The sequence below is a fragment of the Arthrobacter sp. UNC362MFTsu5.1 genome, assembly GCF_000685965.1.
Classification (GTDB): Bacteria; Actinomycetota; Actinomycetes; order Actinomycetales; family Micrococcaceae; genus Arthrobacter.
This window is the reverse complement of sequence record NZ_JMLE01000030.1, coordinates 23,996-49,198: the sequence shown is the minus strand read 5'-3', so window position 1 is coordinate 49,198 and position 25,203 is coordinate 23,996. Positions and strand designations below refer to the sequence as shown.

The window sequence follows — 25,203 nt, the reverse complement described above, 5'->3', positions numbered from 1 at the left end:
CAGCGCCAGCAGCGGTTGACTTCCTTGTCTCGCAACTAACGACGATTACCGATATCGAAGCACCTAGTTGCGAGACGTAGTTGCAAGAATCGACTGGGCCTAGGCTCGGACGCCGCGCAGGGGAGTGAGCCATACCCGTGAGACGTCTCGTATCCCAAGGGTTGTGAGATGGCTGTCGTTTATGAATTCCACTGCACTGATTGTCCTAAGTCGTCTGCATCCCACGCTGCCTGCCTTGGTGTGCCTTGGCAAATGATGCTTCCTGGCTGGGGTTTATGGCCCCCGATTATCTGTCTTTCTCCAGGGGTACGCGAGGTGGGGCAGGTTTGTCGGCGAGAGCTGTGATGATGCAGCGCTGTGGTTGGGTATTCAAATCGTTCCTGTGCGGCTGTCTGTCCCTGGCCTGTTGTTCACCCGCCTAGTCAGGCCTTCACGGAGGTAGTCCTGCTGATGCTTGCCGGTGACGGTAATGAGGATCGCTGACAGAGCGGAGGCGAGGAGCAGGACCAGACCGGCGCCGTGCTGGTCATCAATGACAGAGGGTTCCCAGGTGCGGCCAAGACCCGCAAACCATTCCTGTTCAATTCCTGCAGGCTTAAGGAAACGCAGGCCTGCCGCTCCTATCGCTGCTGATGCTGTGGCGAGGGCAGCAGCAGGCCTGCGGTTCCGGGAGCGGGGCGTTTCACGCACGGCCTGGATGGCATTGACATAGAGAATGCCGGTGGTGAGGAAAAGTACCAGGCTGGTTTCGTGAGCCAGGTGTTCGCGGAGGCTCAGTTCAAGGGCAGGTGTGAGATAGAACAGGACGGTCAGCGATCCCAGCGTCAGCCCGGAAAGCAGTGGATCTGGTTTGGCGGTAATGCGTGCGAGCCACACGATGCCTTCCTTTGGCCCCATGCTGCCGTCGGTCCGGTCCGGCAGAACTTTCAGCGCCAGCTTCAAGGGCCGTGCAGCCAAAAGGAGACACGGTATCGGCAGGGCCATGGCCATTGTTCCGACGGCATGGACGCTGAGCAGGACGGGGCCGTATACGGCGGGAGGCCCGGAGGTGATAAAGGTCAGCAGTATCAGGGCACTGAACCAGCTAAGCAGACGGCGCTTTGCCCACGGGATCCGGGCGCGACGGGCACTTGTGTATGCCCGCCCGTAGGAGAGTGCTGCGAGGATGGCTGCAGTGATCCAGAGCCAGTCAGGCCGCCATTGAGTAAACCATGCAGCGAGGCTGGGCTCGGGTGGCAGCAGGTATCCGGTGAGGATCTGGGCTGGAGTAGCTTCCGGGTCTGGTTCCAAGGGCACGGGTGAGGGGCTGCGGGCGAGGGCGACCGTAAGGCCCATGACGGCGCCCATGACGAGCAGTTCGACCGCAAGGACCTGCCACAGCAGGCGGGGCAGGCGGCCGGAAACAGCCAGTGCGGGTATGACCCGGCACCGGTGAATAAGGCCCAACAGCCCGAGGAACAGAGTCGCTACCGTTTTGGACAGGAGCAGAACACCGTAGGGGGTAACCAGCTCATCGATGCTGCTGAGACGGTAGAGGGCGCTGATGGTCCCCGTTACAACGACCAAGGTAAAGCTGAGGCCGGCGAGGACCGAAAAGCGCCGGAGGGCAATTTGTGCTGCGACATTGCCCGTTCCCGGGCGGGTGAGAGCGGGGACGGCAGTTGCAAGGGCAATGATTCCTCCGACCCATAGGGTTCCTGCCGCCACATGCAGGCCAAGGGCATTGCTGGCGCCGATGTGATCAACGCTTCCCGCCGCATGGCCGATTGCTGCTGTGGCCGGGATGATGCTTGAAAGAGCGAGCACGGCCGTAGCCAGGAGCGCCAGAGCTGAGCGCACGGCGACGACCAGCATACTGACCAGGACGGCGATGACCAGGATGGCCAGCCGGGCACGGCCGGCAGCGACGTCGGTAACGAACAGCCAGAGCTGGTCCGTGAAGTCTGCGTCACCGCTCAGGGGACGGCCTGCGATATCGGCATACGTCAGCAGGAGAACGGCCGCCGCCGCCATCACCCACACCCCTGCTGCCCACGCCGCTACCTTCAGCACCGTCTTGATTGAAGGGTGTTCCTTGGGGCCTTGGTCCCGGGGAAGGATAGCAGCGGCGAAGATCAGCGTCCCGGCGACGGCAGCCAATGCGAGGTGATGCAGTGCCAAGACCGGCGGCAGGCCCCAGCGCACAGCGGCGCCGGGGTCCGACAGTAAACGTTCCTGGCCTGAGCCGGAGTAGCCCACGCCAGCCAGGGTTGCCAGGACGGCAGCGGCAAGAATCCCGGCGCTCCATGCCGCCGCCGTCACCGTCCCGGGTGGTCCCGTCCGTAACCCCACCTTCATACCTTCCGTTTTTCCAGCTGCCGAGCTCGCCGCACATCCACCTGGGCTATGAAGCCACTAGTGGAGGCGCGGCGGCGGCCGTAGTTACAACCAAGCCGAGGGATCGACTGTCTGGCCGTTGACAACAACTTCGAAGTGCAGGTGGCAGCCGGTGGAGTTGCCGGTTGTACCGGCAATCCCGATCCGCACACCGGTTTCGACGGCCTGGTTTATCCGTACACCGATCGTTTCGAGGTGGTTGTAAGTAGTTTGGAGGCCGTTGCCGTGGTCGATGACAATGCGGTTGCCGCCGCCGTAGGGGCTGAATCCCGCTTCGATGACCGTGCCCTTGCCGGCGCTGAAGACTTCCGTACCGCAGCCGGCGGCGAAATCCTGGCCGGTATGCAGTTCACCTGATGACCCGGTCAGGGGGTTGGTCCTGTATCCGAATGGAGAATTGGTCACCGGGTCTAATACGGGAGAACTGAGCCTGGCTCCCTTCGCTGGAGCAGCCTTTTCGGACTCCTGTGCGTTGGGTGCCGCTGCCGTGCCGGGGGAGGTGGTGTTCGCGGCATGCTTCTGCTGTGGCGGAGCAGTGGGCCCCGGGCTGGTGGTCACCGCCGTTCGCCCGTAGTCCAGCTGAACACCGGCTGCTGCGGCCACGGGCACAGACGCCGCCGGGGATGACGTTCCTGCTGCCTGCACTTTGCTGGTGGGGGCTTGCGGGGTGGTTGCGTGGGCGGAGGCCAGCGATGCTGTCAGGGCCACGCCGGAGGCGATGACTGCCAGCCCGGCCTTGCGTCCGCGATGGCGTGATGACCTGTCAGCGGACGGCTCCGCGCGGCGCCTGCCTTGCCGTGGGGGCGCGGCACGGCGCCGCCCACGGGAGGGCTTTGTGGTGGCTGGCAGGTGTGTATCGGGCACAGAGGAGTACCCGGCGGGGGTGTGGATGTTCACAAAATGTCCTTCTGCCGGCGCCTGCGGGGTTAGCTGTCGGATTCGGGTCAGGAACAATAACCCGGCCCTTCTGCCCGCATGCACCTGGACAGGCTGCACGGGTTCAGGGCTTCACCCCAAGACGGCCCGATGACCGTCGCTGATGGGTTCCCCACCTCTGCCAGGTGAACGTGAATGGACCGGGCAGCTGGCAGAGTTCGGCGCGCCGCGCGGGAAACGCCCTGTTGATGGCATTTCCTCACCAGTATTGACCTTCCACCATGGGGGAAGGTCAACACTGGATGGAAACACAGCAGCGCCCCGGATCGACGGTACGGCCCGTGCTGGTCCCGGGCACGGAATGGAGACAAAGATATGCCGCATCATCCTTGCATCGTTCGAAGAGGTTTCTCGTGACGAGTGGCAAGTCATCAAAACAGGCCCGGCAAGACGGCGCTGCCAGACTGGCATTGGTGAAGGCACAGCAGGCGCGGCAGGCAAGGAGACGCAGGATCGCAGCCGTGATCGGTGCCCTCACGGCTGTCGGAGTCGTGGTCGGCCTGGTCATGCTCGCCCTCGTCAATGATCCGCCACCGCAGGCCCGCGGGGACATCGAAGTTGCGGGCATGCAGACCTTCAGCGGTCTCAGCGCGAACCATGTCAAGGAGCCTGTCAGCTATCAGCAGACTCCACCGGTCGGAGGGGACCACTCGCCGGTCTGGCTCAACTGCGGCGTCTACGGGCAGCCGGTCCCAAAAGAGAACGCTGTCCACGCACTCGAACACGGGGCGATCTGGGCTACGTACGACCCGGCGAGAATCACCGCCGCACAGGCCGAAGCACTGCAGGTGGCACTTCCTGACACATATACCGTGCTCTCGCCCTTGGAAGGAACCACGTCCCCCATCATGCTCACGGCCTGGGGAGCGCAAGTCGGTGTTGACTCGGCAGAGGACAAGCGGATTGGACTCTTTGTCTCCAAATACTGGCAGTCACCGGATTCACCGGAGCCCGGAGCGGCCTGCACAGGGGGAATCGACGCCCCCGGGCGCAAGTGATGACCGCAAGCCCTATTTTTTGGCGTGCTACCGCTGTAGCGGTTGTGGTGGTCATGGCCTTGCTTGCCGGGTGGGCAGTTGGCCGCCTGACCGCCCGGCCCGGCGTCCCAGGCGAAGGCAGCCCGGAGGCCGGGTTCGCCCGCGACATGCAGGTCCACCACCTGCAGGCGGTAGACATGAGCATGATTGTCCGGGATCGCACCGAGGACCCCGACATAGGCCAGCTGGCCTACGATATTGCCCGTTCCCAGCAGCAGCAGTCTGGCCAGATGTTCGGCTGGCTCTCGGTGTGGGGCCTGCCCCAGGCCGGATCCGAGCAGCCGATGGTTTGGGCCGGCAGCAGCCATGGCGCTCACGGCGGCAAGGCAATGAACGGGGCTTCAGGCCTCACATCGATGCCGGGAATGGCCACGCCCCAGGACCTGGCCCGACTCCGTCAGTCTGATGGCACAGAAGCGGAAAGGCTCTACCTTGAGCTGATGATTGAGCATCATGGTGCAGGCGTCGACATGGCAGAAGCAGTCCTGGCACGCACCGATGATCGAGCCGTGACCTCCTTGGCCCGCTCTATTGCCACCGCCCAGCAGTCCGAGATCGAGTACATGGAAGTACTCCTCGCCGGCCGCCGATAGGGCAGCCAAACGGCCGAGCCACCAAGATCAGCCCCCTTGTGCCCACAGGGCCGCTAATTGTTCCGCGCTTGACCTTCCGCTATAGGGGAAGGTCAACACTGGGTACAAGAGCCCGACAATTTATCGCCAGCTCCGGCACTGTCACGATCCCGGAGCGCTGAGAGGAACGAGCGTGCCAACTACTTCCAAGAACCAGGGCAACCGGACAGCGCTGGCCGTCGGCGGTTTTTTCCTGCTTCATGTGCTGTGCTGTGGGCTGCCGCTGCTGATCGCGGCCGGCGCCCTGGGCGCGGCGGGTTCGGTCCTGGCTAATCCGTGGGTCATCACCGCCGCTGTCTTGTTGGCCGTAGGCGTCGTGGTCTGGGCGCTCCAACGCCGCCGGAAAGGCGCTTCAGGTGACACGAGGAGCTGCTGCGCTCCCGCTGCCGGGCCAGATCACGATCCCGCCCCGGGCAGGATCGCGCAGCACACCGACCGATGACGGGCAGTCCTGCCGCGCGGACAGGCGGGGCTCCGGCGTATTGGAGGAGGCGTTCAGTGCGGAATCTCCTGCCGCTGCTGCTTGCCGCCGCTGCAGCAGCAGCACTGTTCGTATCGTTTACGTCTGCCCCGGCACACGAGGCTGCCGGGCCAAGGGAGGGTCCAGCGACGGCCGGGTTTACCGCCGTGACAAGCCAGGGAGAGCAGGTGCCGGTGCCGGGATCGAAGCCGACGGTGCTCTTTTTCTTTTCCATTGAGTGTGGTGCCTGCGGGCCGGGAACACAGGTACTCGCCGAGGTCCAGCGTAGCTCTCCTGCTGCCGTGAACTATGTCGCCGTGGACATTGCACCTTACGAAACGGTCGATGAAATCACGGAATTCCTGGCCGGGAACGGAGCATCATCCCTGGCCTTTGCCTCTGATACCGATACACGGCTCATCACCGCCTATCGGATAAACCAGGTAAGCACGGCTGTGGTCTTGGACGCCGCCGGCACGGAGGTCTTCCGGGCTGTGGAGCCAGGCGCTGCGGAGCTGCGGACGGCACTGGCTGCCGCGGGGGCCAGCTAAGCGGTCACGCCTTAAGACGGGTCAGACGTAGCTGCAGATCTGTTCTGCGTCGCAGCACTCCGGATCTGCCGCTTCAGCAGTCGCATAGTGTTCGGCCACGGTTGCCCGCAGCGCGGTGAGCTCAGCGATTTGCCGGTCCAGATCCATCAGCTGTTTCCCCAGCACGTCCTGTACGTGAGTGCATGGCGTTATGCCGTTATCACGGACCCGCAGAATGCCCTGGATCTGCGCCAGGGACAGTCCGGCGAGTTGGCTGCGGCGGATGAACTCGAGGCGGCTGACGGTGTCGTGCGCGTAGTCACGATAGCCGTTCGCGGAGCGTTCAGCCGGCGGGAGCAACCCCCGATCCTCATAAAACCTGATCGCCTTCGTTGTCATACCGACAGCGGCAGCAGCTTCACCGATTCGCATTTCGGGCCCTTAATCTCGTTCCAAAAACGCACATAACCCTTCCATCCTACTGGAAGGTTTCGCGGAGGTGCCAGACCCCGACGTGCTGTGCACTTCGGCTTGACCTTCCCCCTTGGTGGAAGGTCAATGATGGGTCGAGACGGAATAACTGGCCGCCTGGTTCCGTGTCCGGTCTCCTCGGGGCCCCGGATACGAGCCGGACATTGGAAGGGATGAATCATGTCAATAAGAGCGAACGGGCGGAAGCGCCCCGGCGTGGTGCTTGCGGCAGGGACTTTGCTGTCCTCCCTCGGTGTTGTGATGGTGACGCTCGTGTGCTGCGCGGTGCCCGTCCTGACGGGTGCCGCCGGTGTTTTCGCTGCGGCAGGCGCAATGGCCGGAAACCTCTGGTTCATTACCCCCGCAGCCCTTACCGCGGGGGTCCTGCTCCTGCTGGCGCAGCGTCGGGCCAGCCCGGGAACGAATTGTTGCGCCCGTCCGGAGGCCAGCCGGTCCGCGGGGAGGTCTACTCCATCAAGCCATCCATCGCCGGAGCAGGAGCGCTCCGGGCTTTCCCGGCCCGGTGCTTTTGCCGCTAAGAATGCGGGGTCAAAGGCATGACGGCGGTTTTGGGCTTGGCGTTTCTGACCGGGATGCTTGCCACGGTGAATCCTTGCGGGTTTGCGATGCTGCCCACCTATCTGGCGTACTTCATCGGTTCCGGCCCCGGTGCAGGACGGAAGCGGCCGCTGCTTGCCGGCCTCCGGGCCGGGGTTGCCCTCAGCGCAGGTTTCGCCACTGTCTTTGTCACAGCCGGCCTGCTCGCCGCTGTGGGTCTGCGGTCGGTGGCGTCGGCGCTGCCCTGGGCGGCGGCACTGATCGGAGCTGTCATTGTGGCCGCCGGCCTTGGCATGGTGTTCGGATGGCAACTGCCCGGGACGAGGTTGAACCTGCCCCGCACTCTGAAGACAGACGGGGCCCGATCGGGCCTAAGGGCGGTCTTTGGCTACGGCGTGGCGTATGCGGTGGCTGCACTCTCCTGCAGCTTGGCCCTGCTGCTGGCTGTCGTCGCCCAGGCCGTGTCCACCGGAAGCCTGGTCGGACTGCTGGCGGTCTTCGCCGCCTACGCCCTGGGCTCCTCGGTGGTGCTGGTTCTTCTGTCCCTCGGTGCAGCGGTCGCTCGGGATGCCCTGGCGCGCCACGTCCGGAAGCTGCTGCCCTTCTTCAATCGTCTCGGCGGAGCCGCGCTCGTTCTCGCGGGCATCTACCTGCTGCTCTACTGGGTGCCGGCCCTGTCCGGCGGGCAGGCCGGGGGCATCATGAGCGGGGCAGTCACCGAAGCCAGCGCAGCGCTGTCCGGTTTCATCTCGGGCAACTGGCCGATCATCACCTCCGCTGCGGTCGCCGCCGTCCTCTCTGCCGTGGCCCTGTCCCTGCGGCGCCGCAGGGATAACAAGGCACAGGACCACAGCGGACTCACGGACATCAACGACAGCCCCGAATCGTGCTGCGGCCCGGAGCCACTTCTTCCTTACACCGCGCCAGGGCGCAACAACCAGCAAGGAAATCCATGACAACGACCAAAAACCACCGGCGAATCTTCATCATCACTGCCGTCATAGCCGCTGCGGCGCTCATCCTGATCCTTTCCCTCACGGCATTGAACCGCGGAAGCGGAACCGCTCCAGCCGCCGGGTCCGCCGGCGGAGACGGCAACGTGGACAGGATCGAGATCACCTCTGTGGACGGCAAAGCGCTCACCGTCCCCTCCACCCGCCCGACAGTGCTGTATTTCATGGCGAGCTGGTGCTATACCTGCGTGCCGCAGGCAGAAGCGATGAAGGAACTGGAGCAGGAATATGCCGGCAAGGCTGATTTCGTCGCCGTGGACGTCACGCCGGAAAACACAAAGACCCAAGTGGACCAGTTCCGTGAACTGGCCGGCGCTCCCGGTTACCCCTACGTTGTTGACCGCACCGGGGAACTCACCCAAAAGTACGCGGTCACATCCCTGGACAGCACCGTCGTCGTCGCACCTGACGGCGACATCCTTGCCCGCGCTGACTCCCGGCCCATGAAGACCGACGCACTGAAGGCATTTCTTAAAACCGCCCTTCCGTAACAACACCCAAACTCTTCACCCCGGCTCTTGACCTTCCCGTGCAGTGGAAGGTGCAGACTGGGTAGCACCGACAAGAAGAACACCCCGCAGTGTTCATCCAAGACTCCATGGAGGACTAATGCCTGAGGCAGCACCGGATTTTGATTTGGCCGTGATCGGTTCCGGAGGCGGCGCCTTCGCCGCCGCCATCCGGGCCACCAACCTGGGCAAACGGGTCGTGATGATCGAACGCTCCACGGTGGGCGGGACCTGTGTGAACACCGGGTGCGTCCCCTCCAAAGCCCTGCTGGCCGCCGCGGAAGCGCGGCACGTCGCATTGGACGCGACCGGACGGTTCCCCGGGATCAACACCTCAGCGGCGCCGGTGGACATGGCGGCGCTGATAGACGGGAAACGCTCCCTGGTCGAGGGCATGCGCTCGGATAAATACGTGGATCTGGCCGCCGACTACGGGTGGGACCTGCGCCATGGCACTGCGGTGTTCGCGGGCACCCCGGAGGAACCTGTCCTGGAAATCACCGGACCTGACGGCGCCCGCGACTCCCTGACGGCCGCCCACTATCTGGTCGCGACCGGTTCAACCCCGTGGGCGCCCCCGGTGCCGGGACTGGATGAAGTTGACTACCTGACCTCGACCACCGCCATGGAACTGAACGAGGTGCCCGAGTCCCTGATCGTCTTCGGCGGCGGCTACGTGGCCCTTGAACAGGCGCAGCTCTTTGCCCGCCTCGGATCGAAAGTCACCTTGCTGGTCCGCTCCCGGCTCGCCTCCCACGAGGAACCGGAAGCCTCCCGTACCCTGATGAGCGTCTTCGCCGATGAGGGGATCCGCGTGGTCCGCCGCGCAACCGTGACATCGGTCCGCACAGATCCGGCCGGGGCAGAGGTCGTTGTCACCGCCACAGTCGCCGGGGGCCAGGAGGAATTCCGCGCCGCGAAGCTGCTGGTAGCCACCGGGCGCCGCGCCGTCACCGACGGACTGAACCTGGACGCCGTCGGCGTCAAAACCGGCGACACCGGCCAGATCCTGGTTGAAAACACCCTCGCCAGCTCCAACCCCAGGATCTGGGCCGCAGGGGACGTGACCGGGCACCGCGAATTCGTCTACGTTGCCTCCGCCCACGGCACCCTGATGGTCGAGAACGCCTTCAATAACGCCGGCCGCCAGGTCGACTACCGGCACCTGCCCCGGGTGACGTTCACCAGCCCGACACTGGCCGCGGTCGGCATGACCGATAAGGAAGCCAACGAAGCGGGCATCCGCTGTGAATGCCGGGTCCTGCCCCTGGAATACGTTCCCCGGGCACTGGTGAACCGGGACACCCGCGGCTTCATCAAAATCGTCGCCGACAACAGCACAGGCCGCATCGTGGGGATCACCGCGGTCGGCAAGGAAGCCGGTGACCTGGCCGCCGCCGGGGTGTACATCCTCGAGGCAGGCATGACCGTGGACCAGGTCGCGAACCTCTGGTCCCCCTACCTGACCATGGCCGAAGGGATCAAAATCGCCGCGCAATCCTTCACTACCGACGTCTCCAAACTCTCCTGCTGCGCCTCCTGACCCCCCGCCAGCTCCCATCCCAATTCCCTCAAAGGACACAACCATGACGAACAACGTCAGCCAGGTCACCGACCGCCTCGCCTCCTCCGAAACCGGCATGCAGCCCTGGCTCTGGCTGCCCCTGCTGAAACTCATCTCACTGGGCGACCCTGTAGACGCAGCGGACCTTGCCGCAGCCACAGGCCGCCCCGTCGAGGAAGTCAGGGCTGCCCTTGAGGCAATGACCGACGCCGAGTACGACGGATCAGGCCGAATCGTCGGCATGGGACTGACCCAGCGCGCCACCCGGCACCGCTTCGAAGTGGACGGCGAACAGCTCTACACCTGGTGCGCGCTGGACACCCTGATCTTCCCCACCCTTCTGGGCGCCTCCGCACGGATCGAATCCGCCTACGACTCCGCCAGCACCCCCGTGCGCCTGCGCCTCGGCAGCGCCGGCGTCACCGGTGTTGAACCGGCCACCGCCGTGGTGTCCCTGATCAACCCGGAAGATATAAGCTCGGTCCGCTCATCGTTCTGCAACCAGGTCCATTTCTTCGCCTCACCCGAAGAAGCCGAACCCTGGCTCAAGGACCACCCCGAGGGCACCGTCATCCCCGTAGAGGAGGCGTACCGGCTCGCATCGGACATGGCCGGAAAAATACTCTCCCAGACCGACACACAGGAGACCGGAAAACCGCGGAACACCACTCTCAGCTGCACCTGCTGACCAGGCTTTCCCCCCTCGGGCACACCCACAGTGCGTGCCGAAAGACGTTTGACGAGAAGAACCCGAAAGATCAAGCCAATCTGAAGGAGATCAGCGTGAACGAACATTTCGATGTTGCCGTGCTTGGCATGGGACCCGGCGGGGAGGTCGCCGCGGACCGCCTGCTCAGAGCCGGGAAGAAAGTCGTTATCTTCGAGCGGGAGCTGATCGGTGGAGAGTGTGCTTACTGGGCCTGCATCCCGTCCAAAACGGTCCTGCGGCCGCCGGAAGCACGCATGGAGGTAGAAAAAGCCGCCGGGGTCAGCGGCGCCGAACTGGACTGGCAAGAAGCGGCCAAATACCGGGACTACATGATCCGGAACCTGGACGACAGAGCCCAAGTGAACGGTTACGCCAAGCATGGGGCACAGGTCGTCAAGGAAGAGGCACGCTTGACCGGGCCGGGCCGGATCCGCGCCGGAGACCGGGAAATCACCGCCGAACACGTCATCATCGCCACCGGGTCCGACCCGGTGATACCTCCTCTGGAGGGCATCGACCAGATCACGGCATGGACCAACCGGGAGACCTACACCGCCTCGACCCTGCCCGAACGGGCGGTCATCATCGGCGGCAGCGCGGTCGGGGTTGAAACCGCGACGTTCCTGGCACGCTTCGGCGTCAAAGTCACCCTGGTGCACCGCGGACAGCGGCTGATCGACAGGGAAGATCCCCGCGTCGGGGAACTGGCCCACACCTACCTTCAGGAAACCGGCGTCGACGTCCGCCTCGCCGCAACCGCTGCCCGCGCCAGGCGCGAGGACGCCGACAGCATCATCGAACTCTGCCAGGCAGACGGCGAAGACGGCGGCGAAGCCGCAGCCGACGTCGTCATCTTCGGCACCGGCCGAAAGCCCCGCACCAAAGGTCTGGGCCTTGAACACGCCGGAATCAGCTTGGGCGAACGCGGTGAAGTGCTGGTCGATGAGCACTGCAGCGCCGCGGACAATACCTGGGCCATCGGGGACGTCACAGGCATCATGCCCTTCACCCACGTAGCCAAATACCAGGGAAGGATCGCCGCCGACGCCATTCTCGGCCGGCCCCGCCCAGCCACCTACGACGGCATACCGCGCGTCGTGTTCGCCGACCCGGAAATCGCCGCCGCAGGACTAACCGCACAACAGGCACAACAACGCGGACTCCGGGTTGCCTCGGCCGAACTGGACCTTGCCAACGCCATCGCCCGGCCCTGGACTTATGAAAAAGATCCACGCGGACACCTGGCCCTGCTGGCCGACGCCGACCGGAAAATCCTCATCGGCGCCTGGGCAGTCGGGCCGATGGCCGGTGAATGGATCCATCAGGCATCCCTGGCCATCCGGGCGCAAATACCCATCGGCACCCTCCTGGACCAGGTCGCGCAGTTCCCCACCTACCACGAGGCATACCACGCAGCCCTGGAAAAGCTAGTCCTCTGACTTCCCCGCCCGTACCAGCTGTATGCGCCTTACGCAGGGAGTCACGGCTTGGCCGGGAGATGCAACAGAGGGTTTTGCTACCGGGTACACCAGCACCAGCCTTGTAGATTTCTGATGAAGCTTCCCCATCCAAGCTCAGTGTCTCGAAACCCCTTCGTCTCAAAACGCTAGGGTAATGAGACGGCCAAGTGGAAGTTTGCAAGGCGTTCCGAGCGTGGGCGGAGCGCGCACTTCCAAGAGGCAGGCCCGGTTAGACGAGTTGCCGGCGAGGCCTGCTGGCTCGCGGTCTTGGTGACGCGTCCCTTCCTGGGTTAGCCCGCTGAGGGCCGGTCAGACCGAAGTCTGAATGCTACCCACAGGCCGCATCGCCGGCAAATGTAGGTCTGTGTCGTGCCAAGGGCATGGAGTTTCCTGCGGCTCATGGTTTTACCGCAACAGGTGCAGGTGTGTTGGCTGTCAGAGGCCATGGTTCCGGAGTGCCTCGATTAGCTGATCAAGGGTTGGCAGTCCGGAGAGGCCATGGGGTGTTTGATAGACCCGGCAGGCGAGTTCATCGGCCGCAGCTCCGGCAGGGAAGATGTCGGCCCCGTCAATGGTAATGGTCGGTGATCCGGCAAATCCGCTGCCCGCGATGTCCGAGGGTGTGGTCAGTAGCCGCATGTCCACCTTGACTTCACTCCGTCCCAGGACGGCCAGCGCTTCTTCCAGGCGTTCACGTGCCCGGTCCGAGTTGGGGCATTCATCGATGTGCAGCAATTCGAGTCTCATGATTTCATTCTCCCCATCCCGGGGCAGCTGAGCGTTAGTCGTCATCGTCGTCTTCTACGAGTTCGCCTTCCCAGGCTTCTTTGCCTTCGTGGATGGCGAAGGCGGCGATGATGAAGCCGGCGACAGGGTCCAGCCAGGCGGCTCCGGTGAGCATGTACAGGCCGACGCCGAGGAGGGTGGAGATACTGAGCAGGACGCAGATCCTGGTTTCTGCGGCATCGGCCAGGATCAGGTTGTCCCCGAGCTGGGTGCCGACGCGCTTTTTCATGGCTGCCAGGAAGGGCATGACGATCAGGGATAGCACGAGGATGCCGATGCTGACGGGGGAGCTTTCCGGCGCGTCTCCATCGATCAGGCTCATGATGCCTTCGTAGGTGACGTAGGCGGCGAGGATGAAGAAGGTCACCGCGACGAGTTTGAGGGTGATGCGTTCCTTGCGTTCGTCCGCGTGGCCGTGACGGAGCCGTGCGGCGAGGCGGATTCCGACCAGGACGGCGGCGATGGATTCGATGCCGGAGTCGATGCCGAACCCGATCACCGAGACGAGTCCGGCCAGGATCCCGGCGGTGACGGCGATGGTCCCTTCGACGACGTTGTAGGCGACCGTGAACTGCGCCAGCCGCAGGCCTTTTCGGGTGAGCCTTTCGGTTTGTTCCGGGGTGAGTGTTCCTGCAGTTTCCACCTAGACGCTCCTCTCCTGGGTTCCGTAGTTTTCACAGAGGTCCACCTTGTAGCCGGTGGCGGCCAGGAGCGTTTCGGCCGAGGCGAGCAGGTCGATCAACTCTGGCCGGCTGAGGGAGTAGAAGGTCTGCCGGCCTTCGGCGCGGCCTTCCACCAGGCCGCAGTCACGCAGGCAGGCCACGTGGGCCGAGACCGTGGACTGGGCCAGGCCAAGATGCTCCACTAGGTCCCGCACCCGCTGCTCACCACTGGTGAGGCTTCTGATGATTGCCAGCCGGGCAGGGTCTCCGAGGGAATTGAACAGGGCGACTGCGGGGCCGGCGTCCGTCGCACAAGGATCTATCGTCATGTGCCGATATTATCGCTAGTAAGCGATGAATCAAAGCCCACACCCATGTCATGCGATCTTCGGTGGGCCTTGCCTTAGTCGGGGCTTATCAAAGAGCCCTGGTCTGGGTTGCTGCTTGATGTATCTTCCGGGCGCTAACGTTTTGTGGCCCTGGTTTTGGTGATTCTGATGATCATTGCGGCCAAGAATGCAGCTGCCATGGCAGCAAAGAACACCGTTCCGGTGATGAACAGTACTTGGGCGGACGGTGGCAGGGGCGCCGAAGCGTCGGCTGCGATCATGATTGTGGCGTAGTACGCGGCGATCGCTGCCACCCAGAGGCCCCCCGCGACGGCGGTTGCCCAGGACAAGCGGGAGAACCACCGTGCCCCGGTCTGGTAGGAAAGTGCGACAGCTATCAGTGCCACGCCTGCGGGGGCGAGGATTTGGGCCATGAGGATGTAGGGGCCCATCAGCATGCCCACGGGGATGAGAAGTCCACCGATGATCAGCAGGCGGCGTGCACCCAGTGGCATGGTTCCGGCAGCGGCGGATGCCTCCGGAGTATGGGCCGGGATGGGGTGCTCTGTCGACACGACGCGTTCCTTCAAATTATGGCCCTTGGCCGGGGTGCGCTCCCAAGGGGGGCGGTGCCCGACTGCATTTGCTGGCCGGCGCTCAGTCGACAGTACAGGACAGGTTGGAGCAGCCCGGCCCTTGCACCGGGACGGGGCGAAGGCAGGCTGGTTACTATCGAATCCATGCCGCTATCCGACCTGAGTCCAACAGCGCAGGACTATCTGAAACACATCTGGACGGCTGCGGAATATGCAAGCCTCCCTGTGACCGTGGGCGGGCTGGCCAAGCGGCTTGGAGTCAGTGCCTCCACCGCGTCAGAGGCTGTCCGGAAGCTGACAGATGCCGGCCTCGTGACCCATGCCCGGTACGGGAGTGTCGAACTGACGGCTGCCGGCCGCGGTCACGCCCTCCTGCTGGTGCGCCGTCACAGGTTGCTGGAGACCTTCCTTGTCGAGGTGCTGGGCTACGGCTGGGACGAGGTCCACGACGAGGCCGAAGTCCTGGAACATGCCGTCTCGGACACATTGATCACCCGGATCGACGGCTTCCTGGGCCACCCTGCCCGGGATCCGCATGGAGACCCCATTCCCTCTGCCGAACTGCGCACCACCGCTGCCAACGTGCTTACGCTTTTGAATGCCGAGCCGGGCCAGCAGGTCAGAGTTGTCCGGGTGTCAGATGAGGACCCGGCGCTGCTGCGGTACTGCGCCGACTTGGGCCTGCGCCCAGGAGCGGAGCTGACCGTGATGGAACGCCCTGCCTTCGGGGTGGGGGTCCGGCTCCGGATGGCCGGCAACGCCGAGAACCTGGACGTCGGCGACGTGGCCGCTGCAGCCATCTCGGTTGAAGAACTGGGGAGCTGAGTCCAGTCCCCGGTGTTTCAGGACTGGCCAGTGATGGTGAGGAAGATGAGCACGCAGTTGAGCCCGACGATGAGGGTCGCGCTGGTCCACCCGGCGATTTTTAGTGCCCGCGAATCGACGTGGATGCCCATCACCTTGCGGTCGCCGGTGAGCCGGATCAGCGGGATCAGGGCGAAAGGGATGCCGAAGCTGAGCAGTACCTGGCTGAGGACCAGGGCCAGGGTCGGTTCGATGCCGGCACCAAGAATCAGCAGCGCCGGGATCAGGGTGATAACCCGGCGGGTGAGCAGCGGGATCCTGACTTTGAGCAGGCCGCCCATGATGGTCGCGCCTGCGTAGCATCCCACAGATGTTGAGGCCAGTCCGGAGGCCAGGAGCCCGATGGCGAACGCGATACCGACGACGGGGCCGAGCGCGGAGGTGACGGCTGCATGGGCGCCTGCGATGGTGTCCGTTCCTTCGACCCCGCGCAGGCTGGATGCGGCCAGCAGGAGCATGGCAATGTTCACCAGGCCCGCGAGCATGAGGGCGCCGGCGACGTCGAAGCGGGTCGCGCGGATCAGGCGCGTCCTGACCGCCGGGTCATGGGAGAAGCCGTGCCGGTCCCGGGCCAGGGACGAGTGCAGGTAGATGGCATGGGGCATGACCGTGGCACCGAGCATGCTCGCTGCCAGAAGGACCGTGTCGGTCCCCTCGAAGCGGGGGAGCAGGCCGGCAACAACACCGCCGGCGTCGGGCGGGTTCACGAAAAGGCCGCAGACGAAGCCGACGGCGATCACGCCCAGGAGGACCATGATGGCGTTTTCGAAGGACTTCTGCCCGCGCGCGGACTGAAGCGAAAGCAGCAGCATCGAGGCGATACCGATGATGATGCCGCCAGGCAGCAGAGGCACCCCAAAAAGAAGGTTCAAGGCCACCGCGCCGCCAATGACCTCAGCCATGTCCGTCGCACCGGCAACAAGCTCAGCCTGCAGCCAGTACAACCGGCGCCAGCCGGTGCCGAGACGTTGACCAAGGATTTCGGGCAGGCTCAACCCGGTCGCCAACCCCAGCTTCGCGGACTGGTACTGCACCAGCACCGCCATAAGGTTCGCCGCGACCAGCACCCAAACGAGCAGATACCCAAACGAGGCTCCCGCAGTGAGGTTGGCTGCAACGTTGCCGGGATCCACGTACGCAATGGCTGCAACGAACGCAGGCCCTAGGAGCAGCAACCGGGCACGCAACGCCCGCTTGCCTGGCGGCCGTTCAACCACTGCCTGTGTCGCCATAGCATCCTCGCTTTACTGGTCATTCAATGCCACGAGAATACCGTGTTTTAGGACCACCGAAAAGTAGTTTTCGGTTTGCCTACATAATGGGCCGGGCCTAAAGGCTGTTCACCAAATGAATTGCCGCTGGTATCAGTTCACTTTTGCCTGAATACAGCTACGGGTGTACTTTGTGGTTTATGGAAACGTTGACGCATGCGCCGGTGCTGGCCCGCTTCGGGTACGCAGTGTCGGACCCGACCAGGGCCCGGGTTTTGTTGGCCCTTTCCCAGGAGCCTTCGTATCCGTCGGATCTTGCCGAGTCGCTGGGCGTGTCCCGGCAAAGCATGTCCAACCACCTGACCTGCCTGCGCGGCTGTGGGCTCGTCGTCGCGGTCCCGGACGGGCGGCGCACCCGGTATGAACTCGCAGATGCCCGTCTCGGCCACGCGATCGAGGACCTGCTCGGTGTCGTGCTGACCGTTGACCCGGCCTGCTGCGCACCCGATGGGACATGCGTGGCATGACCGCCACTCTTAACATCCCGCTGACGGACTCCCGCCGGGCGGTGCTGAGCCGCAGGATCAGGTTGTTCGCCGCCGCGACCATCACCTACAACGTGATCGAAGCGGTGGTGGCCCTGTGGGCCGGCAACGCGGCCGATTCCGCGGCGCTGATCGGTTTCGGTCTTGATTCGGTGATCGAGGTCGCTTCCGCCCTGGCCCTGTCCTGGCAGTTCTCCGCCAAGGATCCCGAACGCCGCGAACACGTGACGCTGCGGATGATCGCCTTCTCGTTCTTCGCCCTGGCCGCCTTCGTCACCTTCGACTCCGTCAGCTCCCTGATCGGCGGCGGCGAGGCCCGGCATTCCACACCCGGGCTTGTCATCGCCGCCCTTAGCCTGGCCATCATGCCGGTCCTGTCCTGGGCACAGCGCCGGGCGGGCCGGGAACTCGGATCCAAAACGGCGGTCGCCGACTCAAAACAGACCTTGTTGTGCACGTACCTGTCCGCGGTGCTGCTGGTTGGGCTGGTGTTGAACAGCACCCTGGGTTGGTGGTGGGCCGACGCCGGCGCCGCCCTGGTCATCGCCGGCATCGCGGTCCGGGAAGGCATCAACGCCTGGCGCGGCGACGTCTGCTGCACCGTCCCGCACACGGGCACCGCCAGTGCTGACGAGGACGATGACTGCTGCGCCCCGGCCTCTGCCGGCCGATCCGCAGTGAAGAACGCAGCGGACGTAAAGGCGGGGACGGGCCCGCTGATTCCACTTGCAGCCCCGGCCGCGGAGCCCGGCGGTGCATGCTGTGCTGGGTGTGGTGGCGGGACAGAAACGCGTCCTGCCAGCCTTGGCACGCCATCCCGGTCCCCGAAACCATGAGTGATCACGGACATGACCACGGCGCCGCAGCGGCAGTAGGACAGCGCGGGAAACTGATCATCGTTTTTGCCATCACGTTTACGGTGATGGTCGCCGAAATCATCGGGTCGGTGATGACAGGCAGCCTTGCGCTGCTGGCCGACGCCGGGCACATGTTCACCGACTCAGCCGGGTTGCTGATCGCCCTGATCGCCGCGTCCCTGGCGCTCAAGCCCGCCACCATGAAGCGGACCTGGGGCTACAAACGGGCAGAAATTGTCGCGGCCGCCGGGCAGGCGGCCCTGCTGTTGGGTGTGGGTGGCTTCGTGATCATCGAAGGCATCCGCCGGCTCTTCGAGCCCCCGGAAGTTGGCGGGTCCACGATGCTCTGGTTTGGCATCATCGGCCTGGCCGGCAACGCCATCGGTCTGCTGGTGCTGGCATCGGGCCGGAAGCACAACTTCAACATGCGGGCCGCGTTCCTCGAGGTCCTCAACGACGCCCTGGGCTCGGTCGCGGTCATCGTCGCCGCCATCATCATCGCCGTCACCGGCTGGGTGCAGGCCGACGCCGTGGTGTCCCTGCTGATCGGTGCGCTGATCATCCCCCGGACACTGAAGCTCCTGCGCGAGACCACTGACGTGTTGATGGAAAACGTGCCCCGCGGCCTGGATCTGGCCAAGGTCCGGGAGCATATCCTCGCCGTGCCCCATGTCATCGACGTCCATGACCTGCACGCATCCCTTGTCGCCTCGGGGACCCCGGTCCTCTCGGCGCACGTCACCGTGGAGGATACCTGCATGATGGATGGGCATGCCGCAACGATCCTGGCGGACCTGCAGCGATGCGTGGCAGAACATTTCGAAGTCAGCGTCGAGCACTCCACTTTTCAGATAGAACCAGCCGCCCACCGCGACCAGGAAAGCATTCCCCACTGATGACAAAGGCAACACCCACCACCAAACCAACCGACCCGGCGCGGAAGGTCCGCATCGTCCTGTGGATTCTCCTGGCCGCGATCGTCGGCGCCGGACTGATCTGGTACGCGGTGTTCACCGCCACCAAGCCCGAACCGGCCGCCGTGCAACCTGTCGTGGACGCGCAGCTCGTCAGGGAGGACAGCCATCGCCTCACCACCCCCGCGACGGAGAAGGCCCAGCTCGTGGAGTTCCTGGACTTCGAGTGTGAGGCGTGCCGTGCCGCCGCCCCCCTGGTCGAGGAACTCAAAGCTGAATACGGGGACCGGATCACCTTCGTGAACCGCTACTTCCCGCTGCCCTCACACAAGAACTCCGGCCAGGCCGCCCTGGCCGTGGAAGCGGCAGCCCAGCAGGGCAAATACGAGCAGATGGCCGCCAAGATGTTCGAAACCCAGCCGCAGTGGGGCGAAAAGCAGGACTTCCAGAACGCCCTGTTCCGGACCTTCGCCGAAGAACTTGGCCTGGACATGGAGAAGTACGACGCTGCCATGGCCGCCGAAGAAACCAAGGAACGGATCCGCAAGGACATCAACGACGGCAAAGCCCTCGGCGTCACCGGCACCCCCACGTTCTTCCTCAACGGCGAAAAACTCGTCCTCAACAGCGAAGAACAGTTCCGCCAGCTCCTCGCCGACGCCGCCAAATAACCCGGCCACCTGACGAAAGCAGACCCATGAAAACCGCACTCCGCCACGCCACGACACGGCTGGTCCTGGCAGCAGCCACCGCGCTCCTTCTCCCCGTCCTGGCCACAGCACCGGCCGTGGCGCACGACAGCCTGGCCTCCACCGAACCGGCACGCGACGCCGTCCTGGACACCGCACCGGCCACCGTCTCCCTGACCCTGTCCAATGCCCCGCTGAATTCGGCCCAGCTGAACACCAGCATCCTGAAAGTCACCGACAGCACCGGCAAGACCCTCAGCGATGACAACGTCCAGGTCAACGGGGACACCCTGTCCACTGCCATCACCGAAGGGCAGCCCGGACCCTACACCGTCCAATGGCGGGCGGTGTCCTCCGACGGGCACCCCATCGAAGGCACCTACACCTTCACCGTCCAGTCCGCAGCGGCCACGGCAACACCATCCCAGGCAGCAGCAGCCGCAAGTCAGTCGGCTACAGCGCCCGCAGTCACCTCGGGGACAACGCCGGTGACCCCGGCACCCCGGCCCGATGACAGCAACGCCCTGCTCGTTGCCGGAATCGGCGCCGCGGTCATCGCCCTCATCGCCGGGCTGATCGCCCTCTCCCGGCGCAAGGAGAACCGCCCACAGTCCTAATCCAGCTGTACCGTCAGTACAGCTAAAAAGCGCGAAGGCGCTGGTGCATGCCAGGCATGCACCAGCGCCTTCGCGCTGTTGATGAGGGTCAGCTCTGCTTGTTCCTACCGGCGCGAACCAGCCCGGCAAGCCCTGCCACCAGCCCGAGCACGCCGGCGGCCAGCGCCACCCAGATCAGGCCCTGGTTGGAGGATTCAGTGTTCACGGTCGCGGCCGGTTCAACAGCGGCCTCAGTAGCGGGAGCTTGGCCGTGACCTTCCTGGCCTGCTTGAGCGGCGGTGGTCACAAACGACGGAGCGGGATCCTGCGGCTCGGCCTGGCCTTCAACGACCGGATCCTTCCAGTTCCGCACGCTGCCGTCAGAGTAGGTCTGCTCGGTGGGGAGCATGACCGTTGTGCCGGTCTTCGGGAGCCTGCCGACGGAGAGCGAGAAGGTCTGGTATTGATCAGCGGACAGTTGGCTTTGCGCATCGGTGGCTGTCCACGTCACGGACAGCGGCGCCTCGGTGATGGTGGCCCCATCGGTCATGGTGACCGGGGCCGGAAGTGCTCCCCTGGCCACTTCAGCGGTCCAGCCCGGTACAGGCTTGACACGGACCGAGGTAAACGGGGTCTCGGTGGGCAGATCCACCTTGATTTTCGTGGTGGCCGCGGTCTTGGACTCGCTGGGAACACTGAAGGTCAGCTGGGTGAAGCCGCCTTCGGTAGTGCCGTCCGGAGTGACCTGGACGTGGGCGGAGGCCACGCCGAGACCGAAGGCCATCAAAACCGCGGTAGCCGCACCAATAGATGCGGCTTTGACAGCGCGCAGGGGGAATTTCTTCATGGCAATCTTCCTTTTGTGCTGCCGCCCATACAAGGCGGCGAAAAGCTTTACGAGGTGGCGGAAAATATGCGTCCCACCAGGCCGAAAAGGTCAGCAGGACGCCATGCCTGGCGGGCCCCGAACCCCAACGGCCGCGAGATTCCGCGATAGCGGCGCAACCGGATCCGGCCCCGGACGCAGCCGGGGCTTCCTGTACACCCCGACGATGACGGGGCACGGAGCATGCATCAGAGGGCGCAGCCAGGCCATCACCTGCACGAGGGCCGCTTCGGCGCGGCTGATCAGCAGGGCACTAACGGCGACCGCCAGCAAATGTGCCAGCATCATGGCAACCCCGGCGCCGTCGTGCCCGACCGTGTGGGCGGACCCGGCCAAGGCCGGCGACAGGCACAAAGCCGAACCATGGTCCCCCTGGTGCGCAGCGGGGGAGGCCGCGGCCTGGCAAGCACTTCCGGTAGACAGGACGGTGAAGGCCTCGTGGAGCAGTATTTGGCTGCCGCCAAGAACCGCCGCGATCCTGCCCAGCGACAGGTCCCGGCCGGTGACCTGCATGACGGACGCCAGGACCAGGCAGGTCAACGCCGCCACGATCTCCGGAGCAGGCAGGGCGCCGCCGCCAAGAACATGTGCTCCGGCCGCCAGCCCCACCACTGTCCCCGTGACAAGCAGGCAACGGACAAGGCGCAGCGTCCCTGCAGTCATCTCCGCCTCCACTCCTGAGAGCATTTACAGGCCAAGGTTCTTGTCACCAGCCTGAAGCGGTGACCAAGGAAAAACCTTTGAAAATCTGGGGCTTAGGCCAGCCGCTACGGCGCGGCGCGGCAACGCTCCACCTGACCAGCATGACAGTTCCACCACCCGGACGCCCAGAATGTGTCCTCCTCGGCGGAGATGGGTAGCGCTTCTAAAAACGTCAGCAAGGTTCCCCACGCAACTCGGTGTCTCGAAACCTCGGTGCCTCAAAACACTAGCGATGCAAAACAGCCCACGAATCAATGGGCTGGGCTGCGCCGAGGGCTTTCGACGTTCCGTGCAGCCGACTCCGAAAACTGACATGTGCAGGCGACTTTGGACATTCTGTGCAGCCGACTTCGGAAATTGACATCTTGGGCACTTCAAAATCCCGGCTCGACAACCAGCTGCCGCCGTTTGACCTCAGTGGCGATGAATGCCCCACGTACAGCACTCAACTTTCCGCCCTCGATGCGGTTGAGCAGGAAGTCCGGCGGGAAGTTCTTCACCAGCCTTCGCTCGAGCCGGTCCGCGTTGATGGTCTTCGCGGCAAAAATCCTGGTCGTGTCCAGGGCCCGGAAGGAATCAACCGAGAGGACCGACTGGTGCTTGTGGCCCCACAGAAGCCGGTCGAACTGCTTGTTGGCGGTCCAGTGCCTGCGGATGCGTGCCCTCATATCCACGGCCTGGCCGATGTAGGCCTGCCGGTACCTGTCCAGCACCATCACGTAGGCGCCTTCCTCCCAGTCGAGAGTCTTCAAATCAGTCACTTCCCGCAGCTGCTTGTTCTCGGCCAGCATCTCGGCCAGGGCAGCCTCGAAAGCATCGGGCCGGAGCGTCGCAAAAAAGGCCATGTTCATTCGAAGTTCTCCAGCGCGTCATCGCGCTGCTGCCGGCAGAAGTCATCTGAAAGGACCGTATGTCCCTCGTCCTCGTAGGCCCATGCCTGTGAGGCCCAGAATGCCTCGCCCACGAACTCACGCGGCCTAACCGCCGAAGGCTTCTTGTTCGGAATGGCGTACATTTCACGGGTTAGCTGGTGACCGAACTTGCTTTGCCGCAGACGTTCCCCGAAGTGCTCAATAACCGGCCGGGGGCCAGACTTCTGAGTACGGCGCATCTGACGCAAGGGCGTCCACTCATCAACCGGCATTCCCCCCGTATACATACCCGAAGTCTAGGCGTCGGTCGGAACGTCCTGCAGTGGGTTTCCTCCGGAGACCAATTGCGACGTCCGGCACTGACCGCCACCGGCACCTACCCACGAACGTCCCGCTTCTAAGGAAGTGGGACACTGCGACGTAGTGTCCGAGGTTCGTGGGAGGCTGGTCGTGTGATTGAGCGAGCGGTAAATTTTGAACGCCTCCGAGGGATGCGCTGCGGTTCTTGTAAGTATGAGTGGCAAGCGCACGACGAGTGGTTAGACCGCTTTCACCAAGCAGATGAAGCCTGTCCGGAATGTCGCACCGACTGCCAGGTTGAGGAGCGGCCCGACTTCTGGGTTGTGCAAGACGACTCCTTGTACGATGACTCAAAAGTGCGTGACGTGTATTGGTACCACACCTCAACGCACGCAAACTGGCCGGACCGCACCTTCGACCCTACGGCTCGTCTGACGGATGAAACCAAGCAAAGATTCCAAGACATCGGCACCGATGGGCGATCACTGGAGCGCTGGGCTCAAGGTCAGAAGACCAAGGCACTGCACCTCGGAACTTACGAGGCGGCAATCGAAAACATGCTTAGGCGAATGAGCGACCAAGATAGCGCTGACGACCAGTTTTATCTGTATCGGGTGCGCCTCAGCCCCAACGCCGCCATCGTGCCTGGCGTGCACAAGGAGCCCACCGATTGGGTAGGTGACGTGCAGCTAGCCAAGGTATGCGCCCCTGGCCTCAACACGTTCCGCTACGTAAACACGCACGAGGACCCGTCAAGCGTTTCTCTCGCAGTCACACCAGACGCGATCCAGGCCGTACAGGGGATCCCCATTCCCCTGGCGATTGATGCGGCACATCCGTGGATAAGCGCCGCAACGGCGCGGTTGCTGGAAGCTGCGTCGCTGCCTGCACCGCAACCAAAGACAGCGCTCGAACGCATGAGACGGACTGCGCCCTCGGCGCTCTCTGACGAAGCACGCAAGCTGGAAGCGGAAGTGGCTGACACGTTGCCGCTAGGGCTTCGCCATAGGCTGCATGCGCACTTTGACGCAGCAAGCCTGACGACAAACCCGGGCGCGTTCCCTATGAAACTAACTGGTCTGGCTCAGCTCGTCAGGGATCCACTAGCTGCGCTCGACTTGCTTGACGCCGAACCATGGCGAGACGTCTGACCAAACCGTCTCTCAGAGCTCTCCAATATCTCAGTAATCTATAAACGCCTGCCCAAGAGCATCAATGTCAGGTAGCCCCTCGGTGATTCTCCACCCTTCTATCGGAAGTAGGCCAGGAAGAAGGTCGTCCCAGTTTCTAGCAAGTGTCGTGTACTCCGGAATACTGCCGAGATGAGGGCCGTTGGGTACATATGGTCTGGCGCGTTCCCAGATCTTCGCTAGCTTCTCCAAATTGACCGCTACCTTGTCGAAGGTAGCTAAAGCTCTGTCCAAATCCATGAGATGAGCCTGAGCTCGGCCGGCGGCTCTAGCTGTCCCCGGAGCGTCGGGAGCGTGTCCCATCAATGGGTGCCCCGGTTCCAAGGCAGTGGCACACTTCTGAGAATCGAAAGGGGTAAAGGTAGGACTCTTCCACTGTGCAAGTCGTCCTTGGGCTCTGGTCATGAGCTTGGCATGCACGCATTAAGCCGGGGAAATCCCGGTACCACCGGGGGGACTTTCAAAGTGGGACATCTGAAGGGCCCTCAGCCTGGCGCTCACCAGGAACCCGTGTCCCTGATGGATGGGTTTTGAGGGCTTGTTCGTAGAAGGCCAGGCGGGTGGCGGCACGCGCCATGTCGTGCTGGTCATAGACGTAGGAGTATGCGATCGAGCAGCCGGTGAAAAGGACCAGCAGGGCTATGGACAGAGGTGAGGCGAAGGGCCCTGCCCAGGAGGCCGTGGCCTGGCCAAGCAACGGGAAGGCCACCAGAATTACGCCCACATACAGAGCCGTGAAGGCGCCTAAGCTTCCGCCGCTCAAATGGGCTGCGCGGGTACGGAGGCTGCGCAGGTCCTGGAATTGTTTTTCCTCGTCCAGGGCGACGAAGGTGGCAATTTCTTGGCGGGTTACTTCCGGGAAGCGGCGTGACCGCAGTCCGCGGCGGGTGAAGGAATGCATGCAGACAGCATAGGGACGGGCCATGACATTTGGTCTGCACTCCTACAA

30 protein-coding genes and 1 riboswitch are annotated in these 25,203 nt (G+C 63.9%); of the genes, 16 read left to right on the top strand and 14 right to left on the bottom strand.

Going from position 1 to position 25,203, the window contains the following annotated elements; all coding sequences use genetic code 11:
• Positions 1-369 precede the first annotated feature (369 nt).
• Together BS38_RS25835 and BS38_RS0120605 are read right to left on the bottom strand one after the other, a co-directional pair.
• The gene (locus BS38_RS25835) at positions 370-2,331 is read right to left on the bottom strand and encodes a cytochrome c oxidase assembly protein (protein ID WP_231511371.1); all 1,962 of its coding nucleotides are present in this window, start codon (positions 2,329-2,331) and stop codon (positions 370-372) included.
• A 90-nt stretch (positions 2,332-2,421) separates the two neighbouring features.
• A complete protein-coding gene (locus tag BS38_RS0120605; protein ID WP_231511370.1) occupies positions 2,422-3,273 on the bottom strand; it encodes a M23 family metallopeptidase in 852 nt (283 codons plus the stop codon).
• A 3-nt stretch (positions 3,274-3,276) separates the two neighbouring features.
• Positions 3,277-3,469, bottom strand: a riboswitch (cyclic di-AMP (ydaO/yuaA leader).
• A 256-nt stretch (positions 3,470-3,725) separates the two neighbouring features.
• Here BS38_RS0120605 and BS38_RS0120600 point away from each other — a divergent pair.
• The 4 genes from BS38_RS0120600 (at position 3,726) to BS38_RS27445 (ending at position 5,992) form a co-directional block, all read left to right on the top strand.
• Positions 3,726-4,310, top strand: a complete 585-nt coding sequence (locus tag BS38_RS0120600; RefSeq protein WP_231511369.1) for a DUF3105 domain-containing protein — start codon at positions 3,726-3,728, stop codon at positions 4,308-4,310.
• Positions 4,310-4,942, top strand: a complete 633-nt coding sequence (locus tag BS38_RS0120595) for a DUF305 domain-containing protein (RefSeq protein ID WP_081818992.1) — start codon at positions 4,310-4,312, stop codon at positions 4,940-4,942. The genes BS38_RS0120600 and BS38_RS0120595 overlap by 1 nt, the downstream gene beginning before the upstream one ends.
• A gap of 172 nt (positions 4,943-5,114) precedes the next feature.
• Complete coding sequence (locus BS38_RS0120590; protein WP_028272484.1) at positions 5,115-5,423, top strand: hypothetical protein; 309 nt, start codon at positions 5,115-5,117, stop codon at positions 5,421-5,423.
• Positions 5,424-5,479: 56 nt separating this feature from the next.
• Positions 5,480-5,992 carry a TlpA family protein disulfide reductase gene (locus BS38_RS27445; RefSeq protein ID WP_231511367.1) on the top strand — a complete coding sequence of 171 codons (513 nt, stop codon included), beginning with the start codon at positions 5,480-5,482 and terminating at the stop codon, positions 5,990-5,992.
• Between the two features lie 21 nt (positions 5,993-6,013).
• On the opposite strand, the gene BS38_RS0120580 is transcribed toward BS38_RS27445, so the two are convergent.
• Positions 6,014-6,403 carry a heavy metal-responsive transcriptional regulator gene (locus tag BS38_RS0120580; protein WP_028272482.1) on the bottom strand — a complete coding sequence of 130 codons (390 nt, stop codon included), beginning with the start codon at positions 6,401-6,403 and terminating at the stop codon, positions 6,014-6,016.
• 596 nt (positions 6,404-6,999) lie between these two features.
• Here BS38_RS0120580 and BS38_RS0120575 point away from each other — a divergent pair.
• From BS38_RS0120575 to BS38_RS0120555, 5 genes are all read left to right on the top strand, one after another.
• Entirely contained in the window at positions 7,000-7,956 is a 957-nt protein-coding gene (locus BS38_RS0120575) for a cytochrome c biogenesis CcdA family protein (protein ID WP_028272481.1), read from the top strand.
• On the top strand, positions 7,953-8,504 hold the full coding sequence (locus BS38_RS0120570; RefSeq protein ID WP_028272480.1) for a TlpA family protein disulfide reductase: 552 nt from the start codon (positions 7,953-7,955) through the stop codon (positions 8,502-8,504). Before BS38_RS0120575 ends, BS38_RS0120570 begins: the two co-directional genes overlap by 4 nt.
• Before the next feature lie 118 nt (positions 8,505-8,622).
• Complete coding sequence (merA, locus tag BS38_RS0120565; RefSeq protein ID WP_028272479.1) at positions 8,623-10,065, top strand: mercury(II) reductase; 1,443 nt, start codon at positions 8,623-8,625, stop codon at positions 10,063-10,065.
• 43 nt (positions 10,066-10,108) lie between these two features.
• Complete coding sequence (gene merB / locus BS38_RS0120560) at positions 10,109-10,774, top strand: organomercurial lyase MerB (RefSeq protein ID WP_028272478.1); 666 nt, start codon at positions 10,109-10,111, stop codon at positions 10,772-10,774.
• 95 nt (positions 10,775-10,869) lie between these two features.
• Complete coding sequence (locus BS38_RS0120555; RefSeq protein WP_028272477.1) at positions 10,870-12,234, top strand: dihydrolipoyl dehydrogenase family protein; 1,365 nt, start codon at positions 10,870-10,872, stop codon at positions 12,232-12,234.
• A 456-nt stretch (positions 12,235-12,690) separates the two neighbouring features.
• Here BS38_RS0120555 and BS38_RS0120550 read toward each other — a convergent pair whose 3' ends face one another.
• The 4 genes from BS38_RS0120550 to BS38_RS25825 all read right to left on the bottom strand — a co-directional run bounded on the left by BS38_RS0120550 (position 12,691) and on the right by BS38_RS25825 (position 14,607).
• Positions 12,691-13,002 carry an alkylmercury lyase gene (locus BS38_RS0120550; protein ID WP_028272476.1) on the bottom strand — a complete coding sequence of 104 codons (312 nt, stop codon included), beginning with the start codon at positions 13,000-13,002 and terminating at the stop codon, positions 12,691-12,693.
• A 34-nt stretch (positions 13,003-13,036) separates the two neighbouring features.
• Complete coding sequence (locus tag BS38_RS0120545; RefSeq protein WP_028272475.1) at positions 13,037-13,684, bottom strand: cation diffusion facilitator family transporter; 648 nt, start codon at positions 13,682-13,684, stop codon at positions 13,037-13,039.
• On the bottom strand, positions 13,685-14,032 hold the full coding sequence (locus tag BS38_RS0120540) for an ArsR/SmtB family transcription factor (RefSeq protein ID WP_028272474.1): 348 nt from the start codon (positions 14,030-14,032) through the stop codon (positions 13,685-13,687).
• A gap of 134 nt (positions 14,033-14,166) precedes the next feature.
• Positions 14,167-14,607: a hypothetical protein gene (locus tag BS38_RS25825; RefSeq protein ID WP_051629056.1), complete on the bottom strand. Its 441-nt coding sequence runs from the start codon at positions 14,605-14,607 to the stop codon at positions 14,167-14,169.
• Positions 14,608-14,772: 165 nt separating this feature from the next.
• Between BS38_RS25825 and BS38_RS0120530 the strand changes: the two genes are divergently transcribed.
• The gene (locus BS38_RS0120530; protein WP_028272473.1) at positions 14,773-15,453 is read left to right on the top strand and encodes a metal-dependent transcriptional regulator; all 681 of its coding nucleotides are present in this window, start codon (positions 14,773-14,775) and stop codon (positions 15,451-15,453) included.
• A 17-nt stretch (positions 15,454-15,470) separates the two neighbouring features.
• On the opposite strand, the gene BS38_RS0120525 is transcribed toward BS38_RS0120530, so the two are convergent.
• Positions 15,471-16,724 (bottom strand): Nramp family divalent metal transporter, encoded by a 1,254-nt coding sequence (locus BS38_RS0120525; RefSeq protein ID WP_028272472.1) that lies wholly within the window; start codon positions 16,722-16,724, stop codon positions 15,471-15,473.
• Between the two features lie 179 nt (positions 16,725-16,903).
• Here BS38_RS0120525 and BS38_RS0120520 point away from each other — a divergent pair, with 179 nt between their 5' ends.
• Genes BS38_RS0120520 through BS38_RS0120500 form a run of 5 tightly spaced genes read left to right on the top strand, consistent with a single transcriptional unit; the run spans position 16,904 to position 20,325 of the window.
• Positions 16,904-17,230 (top strand): ArsR/SmtB family transcription factor, encoded by a 327-nt coding sequence (locus BS38_RS0120520; RefSeq protein ID WP_028272471.1) that lies wholly within the window; start codon positions 16,904-16,906, stop codon positions 17,228-17,230.
• On the top strand, positions 17,227-18,084 hold the full coding sequence (locus BS38_RS0120515) for a cation transporter (protein ID WP_028272470.1): 858 nt from the start codon (positions 17,227-17,229) through the stop codon (positions 18,082-18,084). The genes BS38_RS0120520 and BS38_RS0120515 overlap by 4 nt, the downstream gene beginning before the upstream one ends.
• On the top strand, positions 18,081-19,001 hold the full coding sequence (locus BS38_RS0120510) for a cation diffusion facilitator family transporter (RefSeq protein ID WP_028272469.1): 921 nt from the start codon (positions 18,081-18,083) through the stop codon (positions 18,999-19,001). Before BS38_RS0120515 ends, BS38_RS0120510 begins: the two co-directional genes overlap by 4 nt.
• Positions 19,001-19,690, top strand: a complete 690-nt coding sequence (locus BS38_RS0120505; RefSeq protein WP_028272468.1) for a DsbA family protein — start codon at positions 19,001-19,003, stop codon at positions 19,688-19,690. Before BS38_RS0120510 ends, BS38_RS0120505 begins: the two co-directional genes overlap by 1 nt.
• Before the next feature lie 26 nt (positions 19,691-19,716).
• On the top strand, positions 19,717-20,325 hold the full coding sequence (locus tag BS38_RS0120500; protein WP_028272467.1) for a copper resistance CopC family protein: 609 nt from the start codon (positions 19,717-19,719) through the stop codon (positions 20,323-20,325).
• Positions 20,326-20,413: 88 nt separating this feature from the next.
• On the opposite strand, the gene BS38_RS0120495 is transcribed toward BS38_RS0120500, so the two are convergent.
• The 4 genes from BS38_RS0120495 to BS38_RS0120480 all read right to left on the bottom strand — a co-directional run bounded on the left by BS38_RS0120495 (position 20,414) and on the right by BS38_RS0120480 (position 23,051).
• Positions 20,414-21,151 carry a YcnI family copper-binding membrane protein gene (locus tag BS38_RS0120495; protein ID WP_028272466.1) on the bottom strand — a complete coding sequence of 246 codons (738 nt, stop codon included), beginning with the start codon at positions 21,149-21,151 and terminating at the stop codon, positions 20,414-20,416.
• A gap of 90 nt (positions 21,152-21,241) precedes the next feature.
• Complete coding sequence (locus BS38_RS25820; protein WP_051629055.1) at positions 21,242-21,853, bottom strand: hypothetical protein; 612 nt, start codon at positions 21,851-21,853, stop codon at positions 21,242-21,244.
• A gap of 413 nt (positions 21,854-22,266) precedes the next feature.
• A complete protein-coding gene (locus tag BS38_RS0120485) occupies positions 22,267-22,743 on the bottom strand; it encodes a GIY-YIG nuclease family protein (protein ID WP_028272465.1) in 477 nt (158 codons plus the stop codon).
• Positions 22,740-23,051, bottom strand: coding sequence for a hypothetical protein (locus BS38_RS0120480; RefSeq protein ID WP_028272464.1), 312 nt, complete (start codon positions 23,049-23,051; stop codon positions 22,740-22,742). Before BS38_RS0120480 ends, BS38_RS0120485 begins: the two co-directional genes overlap by 4 nt.
• A 165-nt stretch (positions 23,052-23,216) precedes the next feature.
• On the opposite strand from BS38_RS0120480, the gene BS38_RS25815 reads away from it, so the two are divergent.
• Complete coding sequence (locus tag BS38_RS25815; RefSeq protein WP_156037201.1) at positions 23,217-24,215, top strand: hypothetical protein; 999 nt, start codon at positions 23,217-23,219, stop codon at positions 24,213-24,215.
• Positions 24,216-24,245: 30 nt separating this feature from the next.
• Here BS38_RS25815 and BS38_RS27245 read toward each other — a convergent pair whose 3' ends face one another.
• Complete coding sequence (locus BS38_RS27245; protein ID WP_156037200.1) at positions 24,246-24,494, bottom strand: hypothetical protein; 249 nt, start codon at positions 24,492-24,494, stop codon at positions 24,246-24,248.
• A gap of 220 nt (positions 24,495-24,714) precedes the next feature.
• Positions 24,715-25,155, bottom strand: a complete 441-nt coding sequence (locus BS38_RS0120470) for a hypothetical protein (RefSeq protein WP_156037199.1) — start codon at positions 25,153-25,155, stop codon at positions 24,715-24,717.
• Positions 25,156-25,203: the final 48 nt, after the last annotated feature.

What these genes read in the sequence shown, in the direction of transcription:
- BS38_RS0120595 (WP_081818992.1), top strand. Translation starts at nt 4,310, where the DNA reads ATGACCGCAAGCCCTATTTTTTGGCGTGCTACCGCTGTAGCGGTTGTG.
- BS38_RS0120580 (WP_028272482.1), bottom strand. Translation starts at nt 6,403, where the DNA reads ATGCGAATCGGTGAAGCTGCTGCCGCTGTCGGTATGACAACGAAGGCG.
- BS38_RS0120575 (WP_028272481.1), top strand. Translation starts at nt 7,000, where the DNA reads ATGACGGCGGTTTTGGGCTTGGCGTTTCTGACCGGGATGCTTGCCACG.
- BS38_RS0120570 (WP_028272480.1), top strand. Translation starts at nt 7,953, where the DNA reads ATGACAACGACCAAAAACCACCGGCGAATCTTCATCATCACTGCCGTC.
- merA (WP_028272479.1), top strand. Translation starts at nt 8,623, where the DNA reads ATGCCTGAGGCAGCACCGGATTTTGATTTGGCCGTGATCGGTTCCGGA.
- merB (WP_028272478.1), top strand. Translation starts at nt 10,109, where the DNA reads ATGACGAACAACGTCAGCCAGGTCACCGACCGCCTCGCCTCCTCCGAA.
- BS38_RS0120550 (WP_028272476.1), bottom strand. Translation starts at nt 13,002, where the DNA reads ATGAGACTCGAATTGCTGCACATCGATGAATGCCCCAACTCGGACCGG.
- BS38_RS0120540 (WP_028272474.1), bottom strand. Translation starts at nt 14,032, where the DNA reads ATGACGATAGATCCTTGTGCGACGGACGCCGGCCCCGCAGTCGCCCTG.
- BS38_RS0120530 (WP_028272473.1), top strand. Translation starts at nt 14,773, where the DNA reads ATGCCGCTATCCGACCTGAGTCCAACAGCGCAGGACTATCTGAAACAC.
- BS38_RS0120525 (WP_028272472.1), bottom strand. Translation starts at nt 16,724, where the DNA reads ATGGCGACACAGGCAGTGGTTGAACGGCCGCCAGGCAAGCGGGCGTTG.
- BS38_RS0120520 (WP_028272471.1), top strand. Translation starts at nt 16,904, where the DNA reads ATGGAAACGTTGACGCATGCGCCGGTGCTGGCCCGCTTCGGGTACGCA.
- BS38_RS0120515 (WP_028272470.1), top strand. Translation starts at nt 17,227, where the DNA reads ATGACCGCCACTCTTAACATCCCGCTGACGGACTCCCGCCGGGCGGTG.
- BS38_RS0120510 (WP_028272469.1), top strand. Translation starts at nt 18,081, where the DNA reads ATGAGTGATCACGGACATGACCACGGCGCCGCAGCGGCAGTAGGACAG.
- BS38_RS0120505 (WP_028272468.1), top strand. Translation starts at nt 19,001, where the DNA reads ATGACAAAGGCAACACCCACCACCAAACCAACCGACCCGGCGCGGAAG.
- BS38_RS0120500 (WP_028272467.1), top strand. Translation starts at nt 19,717, where the DNA reads ATGAAAACCGCACTCCGCCACGCCACGACACGGCTGGTCCTGGCAGCA.
- BS38_RS0120495 (WP_028272466.1), bottom strand. Translation starts at nt 21,151, where the DNA reads ATGAAGAAATTCCCCCTGCGCGCTGTCAAAGCCGCATCTATTGGTGCG.
- BS38_RS25820 (WP_051629055.1), bottom strand. Translation starts at nt 21,853, where the DNA reads ATGACTGCAGGGACGCTGCGCCTTGTCCGTTGCCTGCTTGTCACGGGG.
- BS38_RS0120485 (WP_028272465.1), bottom strand. Translation starts at nt 22,743, where the DNA reads ATGAACATGGCCTTTTTTGCGACGCTCCGGCCCGATGCTTTCGAGGCT.
- BS38_RS0120480 (WP_028272464.1), bottom strand. Translation starts at nt 23,051, where the DNA reads ATGTATACGGGGGGAATGCCGGTTGATGAGTGGACGCCCTTGCGTCAG.
- BS38_RS27245 (WP_156037200.1), bottom strand. Translation starts at nt 24,494, where the DNA reads ATGGATTTGGACAGAGCTTTAGCTACCTTCGACAAGGTAGCGGTCAAT.
- BS38_RS0120470 (WP_156037199.1), bottom strand. Translation starts at nt 25,155, where the DNA reads ATGCATTCCTTCACCCGCCGCGGACTGCGGTCACGCCGCTTCCCGGAA.